Consider the following 14575-nt stretch of genomic DNA (forward strand, 5'->3'; position numbering starts at 1 on the left):
CGCCGTCACATGTCCGCGGGCTATCCGCCGGCGGGCGAGGTCTCCGCCTGTCCCAGTCCGTGGCTGGTCAGGTACTGCGTGAGGACGGCGTTGAAGTCGTCGGCGCGCTCGACCTGCGACCAGTGACCGCACTGGCTGAAGATGTGGGCGTCGGCGTGGGGAATGACGCCCAGCAGCTCCCACGTGCGCGAGACCGGGATCACGACGTCCTGCGTGCCGTGGATGAGCAGCACCGGCACGTCGAGGTTCGCCAGGACGTCGAAGTCCAGCGGCAGCTCGTGGCGATCGCGGTCGCGGGCCGCGACGACGTCCGCGAGCCGGTCCGACGCGGTGTCGTTCAGCGCCGCGGCGTACCGCAGCTCGACGAGCTGGTCGGTGACGAGGCTCTTGTCGACCACGAACAGCTCGAGCGTCCTGCGGATGCCCTCGGGCGTGAGCGTCGGGTTCGCGTGGCCCTGCAGCGCGCCCGTCAGCTTCGCTCCGCCGGTGCCCATCGACACGATCCCGAGCAGGCGCTCGGGGAAGTCGATCGCGAACTGGAACGCGAGCCACCCGCCGAGGGAGTTCCCGACGATCCAGGTCTTCTCGATGCCGAGGGCGTCGAGCACGCGGACGGCGTGGCGGACCCACTCCCGGATGCCGTACGCGGTGCCGGGCGCGACGACGCTCTGCCCGTACCCGATCGAGTCGATCGCGATGCACCGTCCCAGGCGGGAGAGCTCGGGGAGGTTCAGCCACCAGTTCGCGGCTGCCGTCACCCCCGTCCCCGACCCGTGCAGGAAGAGGATCGGGGTGCCCTCCCCCAGCTCGTGGAAGTGGGTCAGCTCGCCCGGAGCGGTCTGGAGCCACCGGTCCTCGAGGCCGAAGAACGCGTCGGTCGTGTACTCGGGGGCCTCGACGGTCGTGGGGTGGCCGGTCATGCGGAGACCTCCTCGAGGGCGTCGGCTTCGGCGGTGTCGTCCATGCTGGTGATGGCGGCGAGGTCCAGCGCCACGTCGGTGATCATGTCCTCCTGACCGCCGATGAGGCGACGCTCCCCGACCCGCACCAGGATGTCGCGTGCGTCGAGGCCGTGGGTGGCCGCGGCGCGTTCGGCGTGGCGCAGGAAGCTGGAGTACACGCCCGCGTAGCCGAGCGTGAGCGTCTCGCGGTCGACCTGCACCGGCCGGTCGTGCAGCGGCCGGACCAGGTCGTCCGCGGCATCCTGCAGAGCGAACAGGTCCGCCCCGATGTCCCAGCCCTGGAGCTTCGCGACGGCGACGAACGGCTCGATCGGCGTGTTACCGGCCCCCGCGCCGTGGCCGGCGAGGGAGGCGTCGACGCGGTACACGCCCTCTTCGACGGCCACGACGGAGTTCGCGACCGACAGCGACAGGTTCTGGTGGGCGTGGATGCCGATCTGCGTCCCCTCGTCGAGCACGTCGCGGTAGGCGCGCACGCGCTCGCGCACGCCGTCCATCGTGAGGCGGCCGCCGGAGTCGGTGACGTAGACGCAGTTCGCGCCGTAGGACTCCATCAGCTTCGCCTGCTGGGCCAGCGACGCCGAGTCCGACAGGTGCGACATCATGAGGAACCCGGACACGTCCATCCCCCACTCCCGCGCCGCGCCGATGTGCTGCGCCGACACGTCGGCCTCGGTGCAGTGCGTCGCGACCCGCACCGAGCGCACGCCGAGGTCGTACGCGCGCTTGAGTTCGTGGAGCGTCCCGATGCCGGGGAGGATCAGGGTGGTCAGCACGGCGTTCTCGATCGCATCGGCGGCCGCCTCGATCCACTCCCAGTCGGTGTGGCTGCCGGGTCCGTACGTGAGGGACGATCCGGCGAGTCCGTCGCCGTGGGCGACCTCGATCGCGTCGACGCCCGCCCTGTCGAGGGCGCCGGCGATCTCGCCCACCTTCTCGGGGGTGATGCGGTGCCGGATGGCGTGCATCCCGTCGCGCAGGGTGACGTCCTGCAGATAGATCTTCGTCATGCCACCTTCTCCTTCTGGCGTGCCGCGGCGAGGGTCTCCGCCGCCTTGAGCGCGGCGGAGGTCATGATGTCGAGATTCCCGGCGTAGGCGGGCAGGTACATCGCCGCACCCTCGACCTCGAGGAAGACCGAGACGCGGGTGTACTCCCCGCCACGGCGGTCCTCGGGCAGCAGCCCGTCCAGCTCCGCACCCTCGTCGAGGAACTGCACCTTCTGCTTGAGGCGGTACCCGGGAACGTAGCCGCGCACCTTCTCGGCCATCGCTTCGACCGAGGCCGCGACCGCGGCCCGGCCTGCCTCGTCGAGCCGGCTCACCACGACCTGCACCGTGTCGCGCATGATCATCGGCGGATCCGCCGGATTCAGGATGATGATCGCCTTGCCGCGCGCCGCGCCCCCGACGACCTCGAGGCCCGTCGCCGTCGTCTCGGTGAACTCGTCGATGTTGGCGCGCGTCCCGGGCCCGGCGGAGCGCGACGAGATCGACGCGACGATCTCGGCGTAGTGCACCGGGGTCACCTGCGACACCGCGGCGACCATCGGGATGGTCGCCTGCCCGCCGCAGGTCACCATGTTCACGTCCGGCGCGTCCAGGTTCGCGTCCAGGTTCACCACCGGCACCACGTAAGGACCCACCGCGGCCGGCGTCAGGTCGATCAGGAGCTTGCCGTACGGGGCGAGCGCGGCGGCGTTGTGCCGGTGCGCTCCCGCGCTGGTCGCGTCGAACACCACGTCGATCTCGTCGAACCCCGGCATCGCGATGAGCCCCTTCACGCCCTCATGGGTGGTCGGGAACCCGAGCCTGCCCGCGCGGGCCAGCCCGTCCGAGGTGGGGTCGATGCCCACCATCGCCGCCATCTCCAGCGTGTCGCTGAGACGGATGATCTTGAACATCAGGTCCGTGCCGATGTTGCCCGGACCGATGATCGCTGCCTTGATGCCCATGTCACTCCTTCAGGGGGATGTCTTCGAGGATGTGCGGCTGTGCGAGCACCCAGTCGGGCTCGACGACCATGAGAGAGAAGGCGCCGGCGCGCACCTCGACGTCCACGACGTAGCGGAAGCCCGCCTCTTCGGCCCAGGCGATCGCATCGAGATCCTGCTCGGGAACCGCGAACACGATCCGCCGGCACCGCGGGTCCGCGGCGAGCGCCTCGGCCGCCGTCCGCGCCAGCTCGGTGGGGGCGGGTCGACCTTCGACGAGGAGCTCGAGATCATGGGCTCCCGCCGGATAGGCGTCGACGAGCGCTCCGAGGCGCGCGCGTCGCACGCCGAGGCGGGCGACGCCGCCTCCGGCATCGGGCACCTCCCTCGCCGGGGCGAGGGCTCCGGGATCTGCAGTGGTGTTCACAGCTGGTCTCCTCCCGCGGCCGTGGCGAAGCCGCGCACGCCGATGCCGCCGTCGGCGTTGATGATGGCTCCGGTGATGACGCTCGCGTTGCGGCGCGACGCGAGCAGGACGAACGGGCCCGTGGAGTCCGCGGGGTCGCTGGACGCGTCGTGGAGCGGCAGCCACATGTTCGGCTCGCCGGTGCGCTTGGCGAAGGACTGCTCGATCGAACGCTCGCCCATGCCGATCGACTCGGGTCCGCGCAGGTCTGTGCGCAGCCCCCCGATCGCCACGCCGTTCACGCGCACCTTGGGCGCGAGCTCGTACGCCAGCTGGGTCACCAGGCCCCGGATCGCGTGCTTGGACGCGGTGTACGCGGGACCTCCCCCGGCCGGATAGAACGCCGCGTTGGACAGCGTCATGACGATGCATCCGCCGCTGTCGACGAGCGCCCGCCACGCAGCCGACACCGTGAGCACGCACCCCTTGACGTTGATGTCGAACAGCTCGTCGCAGATCGCCGCCATCTCGGCGGACGTCGTGCGGTGGATCGACCGGTTGAAGTCCCAGATCCCCGCGTTGGGGACGAGGACGTCGATCGCACCGAAGCGGTCCAGCGCGGCGGCGACAGCGGCCTCGAGGTCCACGGTGGAGCGCACATCGCCCGTCAGCGCGAGCACGCGATCGGGGACGACGCCCGCCTCGTCGGCGAGGGTCGCGACCCCCTCGATCGAGCGATCGAAGATGACGACGCCGTGCGCGCCCTCCTGCAGGAACCGCAGGGCGACGGCGCGCCCGATCCCCGATCCGCCGCCGGTGATGAAGGCGACGTCGCCGTCCAGCCATCCGATCATCCGACGCACTCCTCGCAGCCCGGGCATCAGAAGAACGTCGAGATGTTCTTGGTCAGCAGCACGTTCTGCTCGAACAGGATCGTCCGCTTGACGACCTCGTAGCCGTGGACGCCGTCGCGGCGGAGGATGTCCGTCCGGCCGCCCGCGTAGAGGTCGGTCTCGGTGTGCAGGCGGTTCCGGTAGCAGAGGAAGGCGCTGCGCACCTGCAGCAGGCCGTCGCTGCGCTCTCGGACCGAGATGTTGGACACCAGGTGGCGGGTGCGGCTGGGCGGGTCCTCGGCCCACGCCATGCCGGAGTCGAAGCGGCGGATGCGCCAGGCCAGCGAGTCGCGCGTCTCATCGTAGAACGCGGCCTCGCCGGGGGCGTGGACCGACAGCGCCTGCTGACGCCGCAGGCGGTTGGTGCGCACGGGCGCCCAGTAGTGCAGGTCCTCGGCGAGCATCTCGAGCCAGTCGGCGAACCGGCCGTCGTCGAGGAGCTCGGCCTCGAGGTTGTAGAACTGGGTCACCTCGAAGTGCGTCTGGAGGTCCGCCAGGTGAAGGCCGTCGATCTCGTCGTCGAGGATGCCGGTCGACGTGCTGGTCGCGCCGTTGAGGGTGGCGGGGTTCAGGTACGTGTCGGTCATGTCCGTCTCCTTCCGGGCCGCGCGTCAGCGCGCCGCCCTGAGCAGTCCGCGCAGCCCGACCGACGGATCGGCCAGCTCCGCGGCGGTGACCGGGATGCGCTGGTCGATCAGGCGGCGTGCCGCACGGATCGTCATGGTGTCGTCGATGGCGGCGGCTCCCACGAGCGCGCCGTCGTCGACGAGGAACACCGTCGGGTGGTCGCCCGGGCGGATGACGACCTGGCCGGCTCCGGTGAGCCGCCCGGTCGCTTCGAGGTGGATGCCGTGCCGATCCGACCAGAACCATGCGGCGCCGTCCGAGATCGGCTCCTGGCCGAGCATGTCGCGGGCGGCGCGCTGGCCGTCGAGCTGCGCGGACTCCCAGTGCTCGGCGCGCCGGAGGAGCGCGCCCTCGTCGTCGCGGCGGCGGCACACGTCGCCCGCGGCGTAGACGCCGTCGGCGCTGGTCCGGTGCCGCGCGTCGACGATGACGCCGCCGTCCACATCGATGCCGGCCGCCTCGGCCAGCTCGGTGTTCGGGACGATGCCGATGCCGACCACGACCAGGTCGGCGGCGATCCGGCGTCCGCCGTCGAGGACGACGTCGACACCGTCCTCGCCCGGCTCGAACGCCGCGGTGAGACCCTGGATCGTCGTCAGCCCCTTCGCCGTGTGCATCCCGTGGAGGTGGCCGGCCATGTGCTCGCCGACGGCGGGGACGAGAGGCGTCTCGACCGGGTCGATGAGGGTGACCTCCGCCCCCGCGGTCTGAAGGGCCGAGGCCAGCTCCGCGCCGATGAGGCCCGCGCCGACGACGGCGACGCGCGTCCCCGCCGTCACGCTCTCGCGGAGGGCGACGGCATCCGCGAACGTGCGCAGCACGCGCACCTGCGGCAGGTCGCCGCCCGGGATCGGGAGCGTGCGCGGGCGTCCGCCGGTGGCGAGCAGGATGGTGTCGGCCGGGATGACGTCCCCGTCGTCGAGCGTCACCGTGCGCGCCTGCGCGTCGACCGCGACGGCCGCGCGGCCGAAGCGCGCGTCGATGGCCTTGGCGGCGAGCGCAGCCGCATCGGCGAACGCGATCTTCTCCAGCGAGAAGTCGGCCCGGAACAGGTCCTTCGACAGCGGCGGCCGGTCGTAGGCGGCGGGCTCGGGATCCACGATCGTGATCGCGCCGGAGTGCCCGAGGGCGCGGAGGGTGTCGGCGGCGCTGTAGCCGGCGAGCCCGCCGCCGACGATGACGACGCGTCCGGCATCCCGTGTCACGACGCGATCCGATCCGGGTTGGGCACCACGCGGATGTCGGCGCCGCTGACGATCACGCGGTGACAGGCGACGTCGACGGTCGCGGGCATCGACTGCACGGCGCCGTCCTTGAGGCAGAACTTGCCCGCGTGGAGCGGGCACTCCACGATGCCGTTCTCGACCCAGCCCTCCGACAGCGACGCGGTCTCGTGCGTGCACGTGTCGTCGAGGGCGAAGAACTCGCCGTCGTCGTTGAACACCGCGACGTCGTCGACGGTGCCGAGCACGGCGGCGTCGATCTTGATGCCCTCGCCGTCGGGGATCTCGCCCGCCTGCGCGACGAGGATTCCTTCTTCGCTCATGACTGCTCCGTCTCGTGCCACGCGGGCGTGTTCATCAGCTCGGCCCAGCGGCGGTAGAAGCGGCGGCCGGCCGAGTCGCTGTACAGCGTGCTCGTGGAGCCGGGGTACACCCCGTCCTCGCGCTCGCTGCCGATCCCCATCTGGTAGTTGAGGGGGACCCTGTTGGTCTGCCAGCCGCGCGAGATCGCCTGGATCTCGCTCCAGTTCTCGCCGTCGTCCTGCTCGAAGATGCCCGACGGCCCGAACGTGCGCAGGTTGTACAGGCGCTGGGCCTCACGGACCTCTTCGGGCATCGACTTGTCGAGCACCGTCCACGCCCAGATCTCGATCTCGTCGGGCCCCTTCGGGTGCCACACGCGGATCGATCCGTTGACCGGCAGGTACGAGAAGTTCGGGAACACCGTCGCGTGCCCGGTGGTCATCGGCCCCTGCACGCGCGCCTGGCCGAGTCGCCCGGCCAGGGCCGCGTAGTCGTAGTACTCGTGGACCGGCTGCGCGTCGAAGCGGGATTTCGGATGCGTCGGGAAGCCGGTGCCGTTCCCCCGCTCGTCGGAGTACTGGCGTCCGGGCGTCTCGGCGATCTCCTTCTTGGGGCCCCGGCCGGTCGGCGAGAGGACCATGAGCGCCGAGGCGTGCGACATGTTGACGTGGTACCAGTCGGTGCCGAACTGCTCGGCGGCCAGCTTCCAATTGCCCTTCAGGATCCACTTGGTGATCCCGCCGACGATGGTCGTCCCCTCACTGTCGCGGTCGAGGAAGGCCTCCATGTAGTACTTCATGTCGCCGAGCTGCTCGTCCAGCGTCGGCGCTTGGGGGTTCCAGGTGGCGAAGATGAGACCGAGCACGGTGTCGAGCTGGGCGACCTCCAGCAGACCCCACTGGTCGCGGTCCCAGCCACCCTCGGGGTAGGCGGCCTCGTTCGGGACGCTGATGAGGCGACCCTCGAGGTCGTACGACCACCCGTGATACGTGCACGTGAACGCGCGCGTCTGCCCGTAGTCGGCACGCAGCACGCGCGCCCCGCGGTGCCGGCACGAGTTGAGGAACGCCCGGATGCGGCCGGACTTGTCCTTCGTGACGATCACGGGGTCCTCGCCCATGTACGTCGTGAAGAAGTCACCCGGCCTCTGCAGCTGCTCGACGTGGCCGAGGAACAGCCAGCTCGTCGCGAAGACCCGCGCCTGCTCCTGCTCGTAGAGCCGCTGGTCGGTGAAGATCGCCCGGTCGAGGTACCCGCCGTCCATGTCGACGAGTCCTGAGACGTCGATGCTCGGGTCGAAGCCGCGGGGGCGGTGGATGTCTCCCGTCGGGAACATGTGCCGTTCGCCCTCGTGGGTGCTGGGCAGTTGCGTGATGGCCATCAGGCGCCTCCTTGCGCGGTGGTCATGGGCAGGGTGCGGAACGCGACCGCGGGGAAGCCCTCTGCGGATGCCTCCCACGACTGGCCGGGCGCGAGCGGCGCAGCCCGGTCGACGGCGCCGGCGAGCACGACGTCCCCGGCCTGGAACGCGTCGCCGAACGCGCCGATCGCGTCGGCGAGCCAGCGCAGCGACACCAGGGGGTCTCCGAGGACCGCCGATCCCGGGCCGGCGGCGACCTGCTCGCCGTCGCGCCGCATCGTGACGATCGCCTCGGGAAGCGCCGCCAGGAGCGAGCGCGTGGGGGCGACGAATCCGCCCGTGACGATGCGCGCGCTCGAGGCGTTGTCGGCGACGGTGTCGACGAGGCCGATCTTCCAGTCGGCGACGCGCGAGTCGATGATCTCCAGGGCGACCGCGACGCCGTCGACGGCGTCGGCGAGTTCCTCCGCGGAGGGGGACGGATGCAGGTCGCGGCCGATCCGGAACGCGAACTCGGCCTCGACGCGCGGAGCGATCAGCGCCGCGGCGTCGAGCTCGCCGCCGTCTGGGACCACCATCGCGTCGGTGATGACGCCGAAGTCGGGCGAGTCGACGCCGAGCTGCTGCTGCATGGCGAGGGAGGTCAGGCCGATCTTCCGGCCGACGCGGCGCTCGCCCGCGGCTTCTCGCACACCGATGTTGAAGCGCTGGATCTCGTAGGCGTCGCCGACGGTCAGCGCGGCGTTCGTCGCCGAGGGCGTCGGGATCGGCCGGCGCAGGCGCTCGGCCTCGCGGAGCTCGTCGGCGAGGATGCGAAGCTCCGGCGTCAGCGAGGGAGAAACGGTGGTCACGACCACAGCGTCCCTCGCCTCCGCCGCGAGGTGAACTCGGTGTGCCGCACTCCGGCACGGATGGGCGAGCGGGGTCAGCGGACCCGGGTCAGAACCAGCCGCCGTCCTCGTCCATCGTCAGCTGAGGCGACGTCGTGCACGCGAACAGGGTGGCGACCGGAGTGATCGCCTCGAGGAAGTGCTCGGTGTCCGCCGGGAAGCGGACGAAGTCGCCGACCACGGCCACGGCCGGGGAGGTGGTCGGCCCCAGCCTCAGCTCGCCCTCGAGGACATAGCAGTGCCGCAGCGCACCTCGGCCGCGTGCCGGGTAGACCGCTCGACCCCGGTTGGTGTCGACCCGGATGAGCGCGTTCGTGACGTACCCGGAGCCGAATGCCTGATCGAGGGGCCGCTCGCGCACCTTGCCCGATCGGCGCCAGATCGCGCTGGCGGCGTGACTGTGCAGCACCTCGGTGCCGAGCTCGGTCAGCAGCGCCCGCGCGCTCACGCCGAGACTCGACGCCAGGCGCTCGACGGTGTCGATCGTGGGGTTCCCCTGGCCGCTTTCGATGCTCGCGATCGTCTGTTTCGCCAGACCGGCGCGCTCTCCCAGGGCGGCCATCGACATGCCGCGTTCGTGGCGATAGCGCTTGACATTCCGCCCGACGACGTCGCTGACGGCCATCTCCACCGCCCCTTCCCGACCGCTCGAGGCGGTCCAGTGAAATGTACCACCGGACCATTGCAACACCCCCACGCCCGGGCGACACTGGTCTGCATCCACAGGTCGCATCGACGGAGATGGGGAGCCGATGAGCACAACGGACAGCAGCCGAGACGAGCGCTCGGCCGTGGACAAGGCGATCAGCGTCATGCGCGCGTTCGGCGAGGAAGCACACGTCGGAGTGGGCGTCAGCGAACTGGCCCGGCGTGCCGATCTCAGCAAGTCGACGACGTTCCGGCTGCTGGCGACGCTCGAGTCGAACGGAGTCGTCGAGCGGGTCGGCACCGCCTACCGCCTCGGCGCGCTGCTCGACGACCTCAGCGCGAGCAAGGACAGCCCGCTGCACGATCTGGCGCGCGACGCTCTCACGCCGTTCCTCGCCGAGCTCTACGAGGCGACGCACCTGACCGTGCAGCTCGCCGCGCTCCGCGGCTCGCACGTGATCTACCTCAACAAGCTCGAGGGCCACCAGCGCCTGCGGTCCCCCAGTCGGATCGGCGGCCGCATGCCCGCCTACTGCACCGCCGTCGGGAAGGTGCTGCTGGCCGGCGACGGCGTCGCCGCCGAGCAGGCGCTGCGCTCGCCGCGCCACCGGTGGACCGCGAACACCATCGTCGACGAGGACGCCTTCGCCGACGAGCTGGACCGCGTCCGCAGCAACGGTCTCGCCCTCGACCGGGGCGAGTCGCTCGAGACGCTCGCGTGCATCGCCGCACCCGTGCGCGGCGCGAACGGTCAGGTCGTGGCGGCGCTGTCGGTGTCGGGAGACGCCGCGACGTTCCCGGCGCTGCGATACGAGCGGGTCCTGCGCAGCGTCGCCTACTCGGCCTCGCGCGTGATGTCGGCGCAGCAGCGCTCGCGCACCGCCGCCGCCTGAAGCGATCAGCGCACCGTGCGCGGGATCTTGAGCGTCTCGGTGAACGATGCCGTCTCGACGTCGCCGCGGTGCTTCGCGAGGTGCTCGCGCACCTCGGTCCGGATGCGGGGCTTGTCGAGCTTGCCGGCGCCGTTTCGCGGCACATCGCGCAGCACCAGCACGGTCGGAAGCTTGTAGCGGGCGATCGACTCCCCCGCGAACGCCCGGAGGTCCTCGAGGGTGATCGGCTCCTGATCGGTCTGCACGACGGCGCACACCGCCTCGCCCCACTTCGGGTCGGGCACGCCGATCACGGCGACGTCGACGATGCCCGGATGGGCGCTCAGCACGTTCTCGATCTCGGCCGGGTACACGTTCTCGCCGCCCGAGATGATCATGTCCTTGAGCCGGTCGACGATGAAGAAGTAGCCGTCCGCGTCCCGGTACCCGATGTCGCCGGTGCGGAACCACCCGTCCGCGGTGAAGGCGGCATCCGTCGCCTCGGGGTTGTTCCAGTAGCCGCGCGACACGTTCGGGCCGCGGACCCAGAACTCGCCGGTCGCCTCCGGCTCGTGCACATCGACGTCGTGCGACAGGTCGACGATCTTGACCTCCGTGTACGGCATCGGCAGACCGCACGACCCGAGCTTCTCGATCGTCCTCTCGGCTTCCAGGTACGTCGAGAAGGGCGCCGTCTCAGTCAGGCCCCACGCCTGCTGCAGGAACACCCCGCGCTCGGCATAGGACGCGATGAGCGCGGGCGGCACGGGCGCACCCGCGGCGATCGTCGAGCGCAGCGCCGTCAGGTCCGCGTCGGCGAAGCCGGGCTGGCGCTGGATGGCGGCGAGCATCGCCGGCACCACGAACATGCTGTTGACGCGCCGCGTCACCAGGTCGTCGAGCGCCTGCGCCGGATCGAATGCGCGGCGCACCACGACGGTGCCGCCACGGGTGAGCGTGCGCAGCGTCACGGCGTTGAGTCCGCCGATGTGGAACAGCGGCGCGATCGCGAGCGAGACGTCCCCCACGCGGGTGTCCACCACCGAGTCGACGTTCACCCAGTTCCACCAGATGTTGCCGTGCGTGAGCATCACGCCCTTCGACCGGCCCGTCGTCCCCGACGTGTACAGCACGACGGCGAGGTCGTCCTCGGTGCGATGGGCGGGGGTGGCCGGTTCGTCCCAGCTGGTCCGGAAAGCGGCGTACGACTGCCACCGGGGCGAGGGCGGCTCCTCGTCGGCGAGCGCCTCGTCGTCGTCGATCAGGAGCGGATGACGAACGCCCAGCTCGTCGAGGAACGGATCGATGAGGCGGGCGTGGTACGGCTCCGCGATCAGGACGTCCGGGCGCGCATCAAGCAGGATCACGCGCAGCTCGGGACCGGCGAGACGGAAGTTCAGCGGGACGAACGCGGCGCCGATCCACGCCGCCGCGAAGTAGCCCGTCAGGAAGGTGAGGCTGTTGACGCCCGCGTAGGCGATGCGATCGCCGGGGCCGATGCCGTCGGCGCGCAGCGCGGCGGCGAAGTGGTGGACCAGATCGAGGAACTCGGCGTAGTCGTATTCACGGTCCTCGTAGACGATGGCCACGACGTCCGGGTGCTGGCTCGCGAACCGTGCCAGCTGACGGACCGGGCTGATGTCGATGCCTGTCACTGCTCCTCCTCCAGACGGCGGTGTCCTTCGGGTACGAGCATGCCCGGCCTCGCGCGTGGCCGGGAGTGGTCGTGCCGGAGCGCGGCACGCGGGGAATCAGCCGCCGTTGGAGATGATGCCCAGGACGCCCGAGACGATCATGTACAGCGCCACGGCCCCGACGACCACCCAGATGGTGATCCTCCCGCCGGAGATCGAGCTCTTGGGCTCGTTCGGATCTTGCATCCTTCGAGTGTAGGCGGCGGAGGGCCGCGGCGGCATGGACAGCCCTTGACCACGACGCCCGTGACTGCGAACATCGCCACGTCGATGGCGACCGGCGGGACTTTCTCGCATCACCCGGGCGTTCCCGGAGGCTGCTGCGCGTCGCTGCGACGGAGCAGGAGGGAGCTCACCATGGAACCGTTCATCGGACAGATTCAGGCGTTCGCGTTCAGCTTCGCACCACGGGGCTGGGTGAAGTGCGAGGGTCAGATGCTGGACATCGTGCAGAATCAGTCGCTGTTCAGCCTGCTGGGCGTCACGTACGGCGGGGACGGGCGAACCACGTTCGGGCTCCCCGACCTGCGGAAGCAGAGCAAGGCGGACGACCTCAACTACTGCATCGCGATCCAGGGGATCTTCCCCAGCCGGAGCTGACTCCGCGCCGGACGTCCGGTCATGATGATCCGGCGGCCGGGCTCTCACCACCTCGGGCGCGCGCGAGCAGCCTGCGCAGGATCGCGTTCAGGGCGTGCACGTCCTCTTCGCCGAGCTCGGCGGTGATGAGGTCCTGACCGCGCTGCGCGATCGGCGCGAGCAGGTCGTGCACGCGGACGCCATCCGGCGTCAGATACATCGGGCGCGACCCCCGAGGACCGCCGACGAGGACGATGAGCCCCTCTTCGGCGAGCCGGTTGACCGTGGGCGAGATCAGCGACTTGTTGATCGACAGCGATTCGGCGATCTCGGATGCCGCGAGCCCCGGCGTGGCGGCGACGGCCGCGAGGATCCGCCACTCGTTCGTCGACCGTCCGGTCTCGCTGCGGAACCCCTGGGACTGCGCGCTCACGAGCACGTTCGACAGCAGCGTCAGCAGGCGCGGCGTGAACTCCTCCGGCGGCAGCGCCGTCGGAAGCGGTTCGGTTGCGACGCCCTCGAGGCCGGCCGGGCGCTGGAGCACCGTGGCCCGCGGCTGCTCATCCGACATCTCGCACCTCCTCGATCGTCTTCCTCACGCTATCGAGACATCGCCGCGAGCGCGTCACGGTCGAGCCGCGAGATCGCCCGCGTGTCCTGGAACGCGCGGATGCCCTCGATCCCCTGCTCGCGGCCCATGCCCGACTGCTTCATGCCGCCGAAGGGAGCGCGGATGTCCAGGCGCGGCGCGCCGTGGTCGTTGATCCACACGTACCCGCACTCGAGCCGCGCACCGATGCGCGCAGCGCGGTCCTCGTCTTCGGACCACACCGAGCCGCCGAGGCCGGCCCAGCTGTCGTTCGCGAATGCGACGGCGGTGTCGTCGTCGTCGAACGCGATGACGGGGATCACCGGCCCGAACGGCTCCTCGTGGACGACGCGCAGCGACGGGTCGGGGTCCACGACGATCGCGGGACGGATGAAGTGCCCCTCGCGCAGCTCGGGGGAATCCGGCAGCTCGCCGAACTCCAGCACCGGCGCTCCGGCATCCCGCGCCTCGGCGATGAGCTGCTCGACGAACTCCTTCTGCCGAGCCGTGTGGAGCGGCCCCATCGTGGTCGACGGGTCCAGCCCGTCGCCGAGAACGGTCCGCGCGAGCCGGTCCGACAGCCCCTGGACGACCTCATCCAGACGGGATCGGTGGACGTAGATCCGCTTGGCGTTCATGCAGATCTGCCCCGTCGAGGCGAACACCGCGCCGAAGAGCCGGTCCAGGTGGTCGTCGTCGAGCGGCGCGTCGTCGAGAAGGATCGCGGCATCGTTGCCGCCCAGCTCCAGGGTGACCCGCGTGAGACTCTCGGCCGCGAGCGCCATGATGCGCTTGCCGCCGCCGACCGAGCCGGTGAAGCACACCTTCGCGACGTCGGTGTTGCTCACGAGCGCCGACATGTTCTCGTCGGCGCCGGTGACGACGTTGAGCACTCCGGGCGGCAGCTGCGCGGCCATGCGCTGCACGATGCGCGTCGTCGCGAGCGGCGCCGTGGGCGGCGGCTTGACCACGACGGTGTTCCCGGCCAGCAGCGCGTAAGGCAGGGCGGCCGACAGGATGCCGACAGGCCAGTTGAACGGGACGATGATCGTCACCACCCCGAGGGCCTGGTACCCGATCTCGGTGTTCGTGGGCGCGGAGCGTTCGCTGGGCAGCGACCGCGTCGCGTCGACGAGGTCGGCCAGCCGCGTGACCTGCCGCGTGCGCCGCTCGAGCATCGACGTGTCGCGCACGCACTCGGCGAGGATCTTGCCGTTCTCGCGCGACAGGATCGCCGCGTCGTCCTGGGCGTCGGACTCGTCGCGCACGACCGCGGCCTCGAGCAGCGCGGCCCGCTCGGCCGGAGACAGAGCAGCCCAGGCAGGGAAGGCCGCTCGCGCGGCGGCGACGGCGTCGGCCACGTCCTGAGGCGTCGCCGACGCGGCGTGTCCCACCGTCACCCCGCGTGCGGGATCGGCGACCGGGACGGATGCGGCGGTGCTGCGGTGTTCCCCGCCGATGAAGAGATCGGTGACGACGGTGTCGTCGACGGTGAGCGTTGGCATTCCTGCACCTCTCTGTGCTCGGGGCGCCGGCGGTTGCGGCACACGAGCGAGTCTAGATCAGAATTGGTTCAGTCTCAATCTAGTTCACTTT

General features: G+C 70.7%; 17 protein-coding genes. 2 read left to right on the forward strand and 15 right to left on the reverse strand.

Annotation, left to right across the window (positions count from 1 at the left end; genetic code table 11):
* Positions 1-20: 20 nt before the first annotated feature.
* The 11 genes from HD594_RS00650 to HD594_RS00700 form a co-directional block, all read right to left on the reverse strand.
* Positions 21-920, reverse strand: coding sequence for an alpha/beta fold hydrolase (locus tag HD594_RS00650; protein ID WP_184749096.1), 900 nt, complete (start codon positions 918-920; stop codon positions 21-23).
* The gene (dmpG, locus tag HD594_RS00655) at positions 917-1972 is read right to left on the reverse strand and encodes a 4-hydroxy-2-oxovalerate aldolase (protein ID WP_184749097.1); all 1056 of its coding nucleotides are present in this window, start codon (positions 1970-1972) and stop codon (positions 917-919) included. Before dmpG ends, HD594_RS00650 begins: the two co-directional genes overlap by 4 nt.
* Positions 1969-2916 carry an acetaldehyde dehydrogenase (acetylating) gene (locus HD594_RS00660; RefSeq protein WP_184749098.1) on the reverse strand — a complete coding sequence of 316 codons (948 nt, stop codon included), beginning with the start codon at positions 2914-2916 and terminating at the stop codon, positions 1969-1971. The genes dmpG and HD594_RS00660 overlap by 4 nt, the downstream gene beginning before the upstream one ends.
* 1 nt (position 2917) lies before the next feature.
* A complete protein-coding gene (locus tag HD594_RS00665; RefSeq protein ID WP_184749099.1) occupies positions 2918-3322 on the reverse strand; it encodes a hypothetical protein in 405 nt (134 codons plus the stop codon).
* Positions 3319-4155 (reverse strand): SDR family NAD(P)-dependent oxidoreductase, encoded by an 837-nt coding sequence (locus HD594_RS00670; RefSeq protein ID WP_184749100.1) that lies wholly within the window; start codon positions 4153-4155, stop codon positions 3319-3321. Before HD594_RS00670 ends, HD594_RS00665 begins: the two co-directional genes overlap by 4 nt.
* A gap of 26 nt (positions 4156-4181) precedes the next feature.
* The gene (locus HD594_RS00675) at positions 4182-4781 is read right to left on the reverse strand and encodes an aromatic-ring-hydroxylating dioxygenase subunit beta (protein ID WP_184749101.1); all 600 of its coding nucleotides are present in this window, start codon (positions 4779-4781) and stop codon (positions 4182-4184) included.
* 24 nt (positions 4782-4805) lie between these two features.
* On the reverse strand, positions 4806-6026 hold the full coding sequence (locus HD594_RS00680) for an NAD(P)/FAD-dependent oxidoreductase (RefSeq protein WP_184749102.1): 1221 nt from the start codon (positions 6024-6026) through the stop codon (positions 4806-4808).
* Positions 6023-6367 (reverse strand): non-heme iron oxygenase ferredoxin subunit, encoded by a 345-nt coding sequence (locus tag HD594_RS00685; RefSeq protein WP_184749103.1) that lies wholly within the window; start codon positions 6365-6367, stop codon positions 6023-6025. Before HD594_RS00685 ends, HD594_RS00680 begins: the two co-directional genes overlap by 4 nt.
* Entirely contained in the window at positions 6364-7728 is a 1365-nt protein-coding gene (locus tag HD594_RS00690) for an aromatic ring-hydroxylating oxygenase subunit alpha (protein WP_246413790.1), read from the reverse strand. The genes HD594_RS00685 and HD594_RS00690 overlap by 4 nt, the downstream gene beginning before the upstream one ends.
* Positions 7728-8558, reverse strand: coding sequence for a 2-keto-4-pentenoate hydratase (locus HD594_RS00695; protein WP_184749104.1), 831 nt, complete (start codon positions 8556-8558; stop codon positions 7728-7730). Before HD594_RS00695 ends, HD594_RS00690 begins: the two co-directional genes overlap by 1 nt.
* Positions 8559-8646: 88 nt before the next feature.
* On the reverse strand, positions 8647-9222 hold the full coding sequence (locus HD594_RS00700; protein WP_184749105.1) for an XRE family transcriptional regulator: 576 nt from the start codon (positions 9220-9222) through the stop codon (positions 8647-8649).
* Positions 9223-9349: 127 nt separating this feature from the next.
* On the opposite strand from HD594_RS00700, the gene HD594_RS00705 reads away from it, so the two are divergent.
* Entirely contained in the window at positions 9350-10138 is a 789-nt protein-coding gene (locus tag HD594_RS00705; protein ID WP_184749106.1) for an IclR family transcriptional regulator, read from the forward strand.
* Positions 10139-10143: 5 nt separating this feature from the next.
* Here the strand turns inward: HD594_RS00705 and HD594_RS00710 are convergent, their stop codons facing one another.
* Together HD594_RS00710 and HD594_RS17595 are read right to left on the reverse strand one after the other, a co-directional pair.
* A complete protein-coding gene (locus HD594_RS00710; protein WP_184749107.1) occupies positions 10144-11772 on the reverse strand; it encodes an acyl-CoA synthetase in 1629 nt (542 codons plus the stop codon).
* Positions 11773-11868: 96 nt separating this feature from the next.
* On the reverse strand, positions 11869-11997 hold the full coding sequence (locus HD594_RS17595; protein WP_271171236.1) for a hypothetical protein: 129 nt from the start codon (positions 11995-11997) through the stop codon (positions 11869-11871).
* A 171-nt stretch (positions 11998-12168) separates the two neighbouring features.
* On the opposite strand from HD594_RS17595, the gene HD594_RS00715 reads away from it, so the two are divergent.
* On the forward strand, positions 12169-12411 hold the full coding sequence (locus tag HD594_RS00715; RefSeq protein ID WP_184749108.1) for a phage tail protein: 243 nt from the start codon (positions 12169-12171) through the stop codon (positions 12409-12411).
* A 19-nt stretch (positions 12412-12430) separates the two neighbouring features.
* On the opposite strand, the gene HD594_RS00720 is transcribed toward HD594_RS00715, so the two are convergent.
* Positions 12431-12961, reverse strand: coding sequence for a MarR family winged helix-turn-helix transcriptional regulator (locus HD594_RS00720; protein WP_184749109.1), 531 nt, complete (start codon positions 12959-12961; stop codon positions 12431-12433).
* Between the two features lie 29 nt (positions 12962-12990).
* Positions 12991-14484, reverse strand: coding sequence for an aldehyde dehydrogenase family protein (locus HD594_RS00725; RefSeq protein WP_184749110.1), 1494 nt, complete (start codon positions 14482-14484; stop codon positions 12991-12993).
* Positions 14485-14575: the final 91 nt, after the last annotated feature.

Origin of the sequence: Microbacterium thalassium, assembly GCF_014208045.1 — a bacterium.
Taxonomy (GTDB): domain Bacteria; phylum Actinomycetota; class Actinomycetes; order Actinomycetales; family Microbacteriaceae; genus Microbacterium; species Microbacterium thalassium.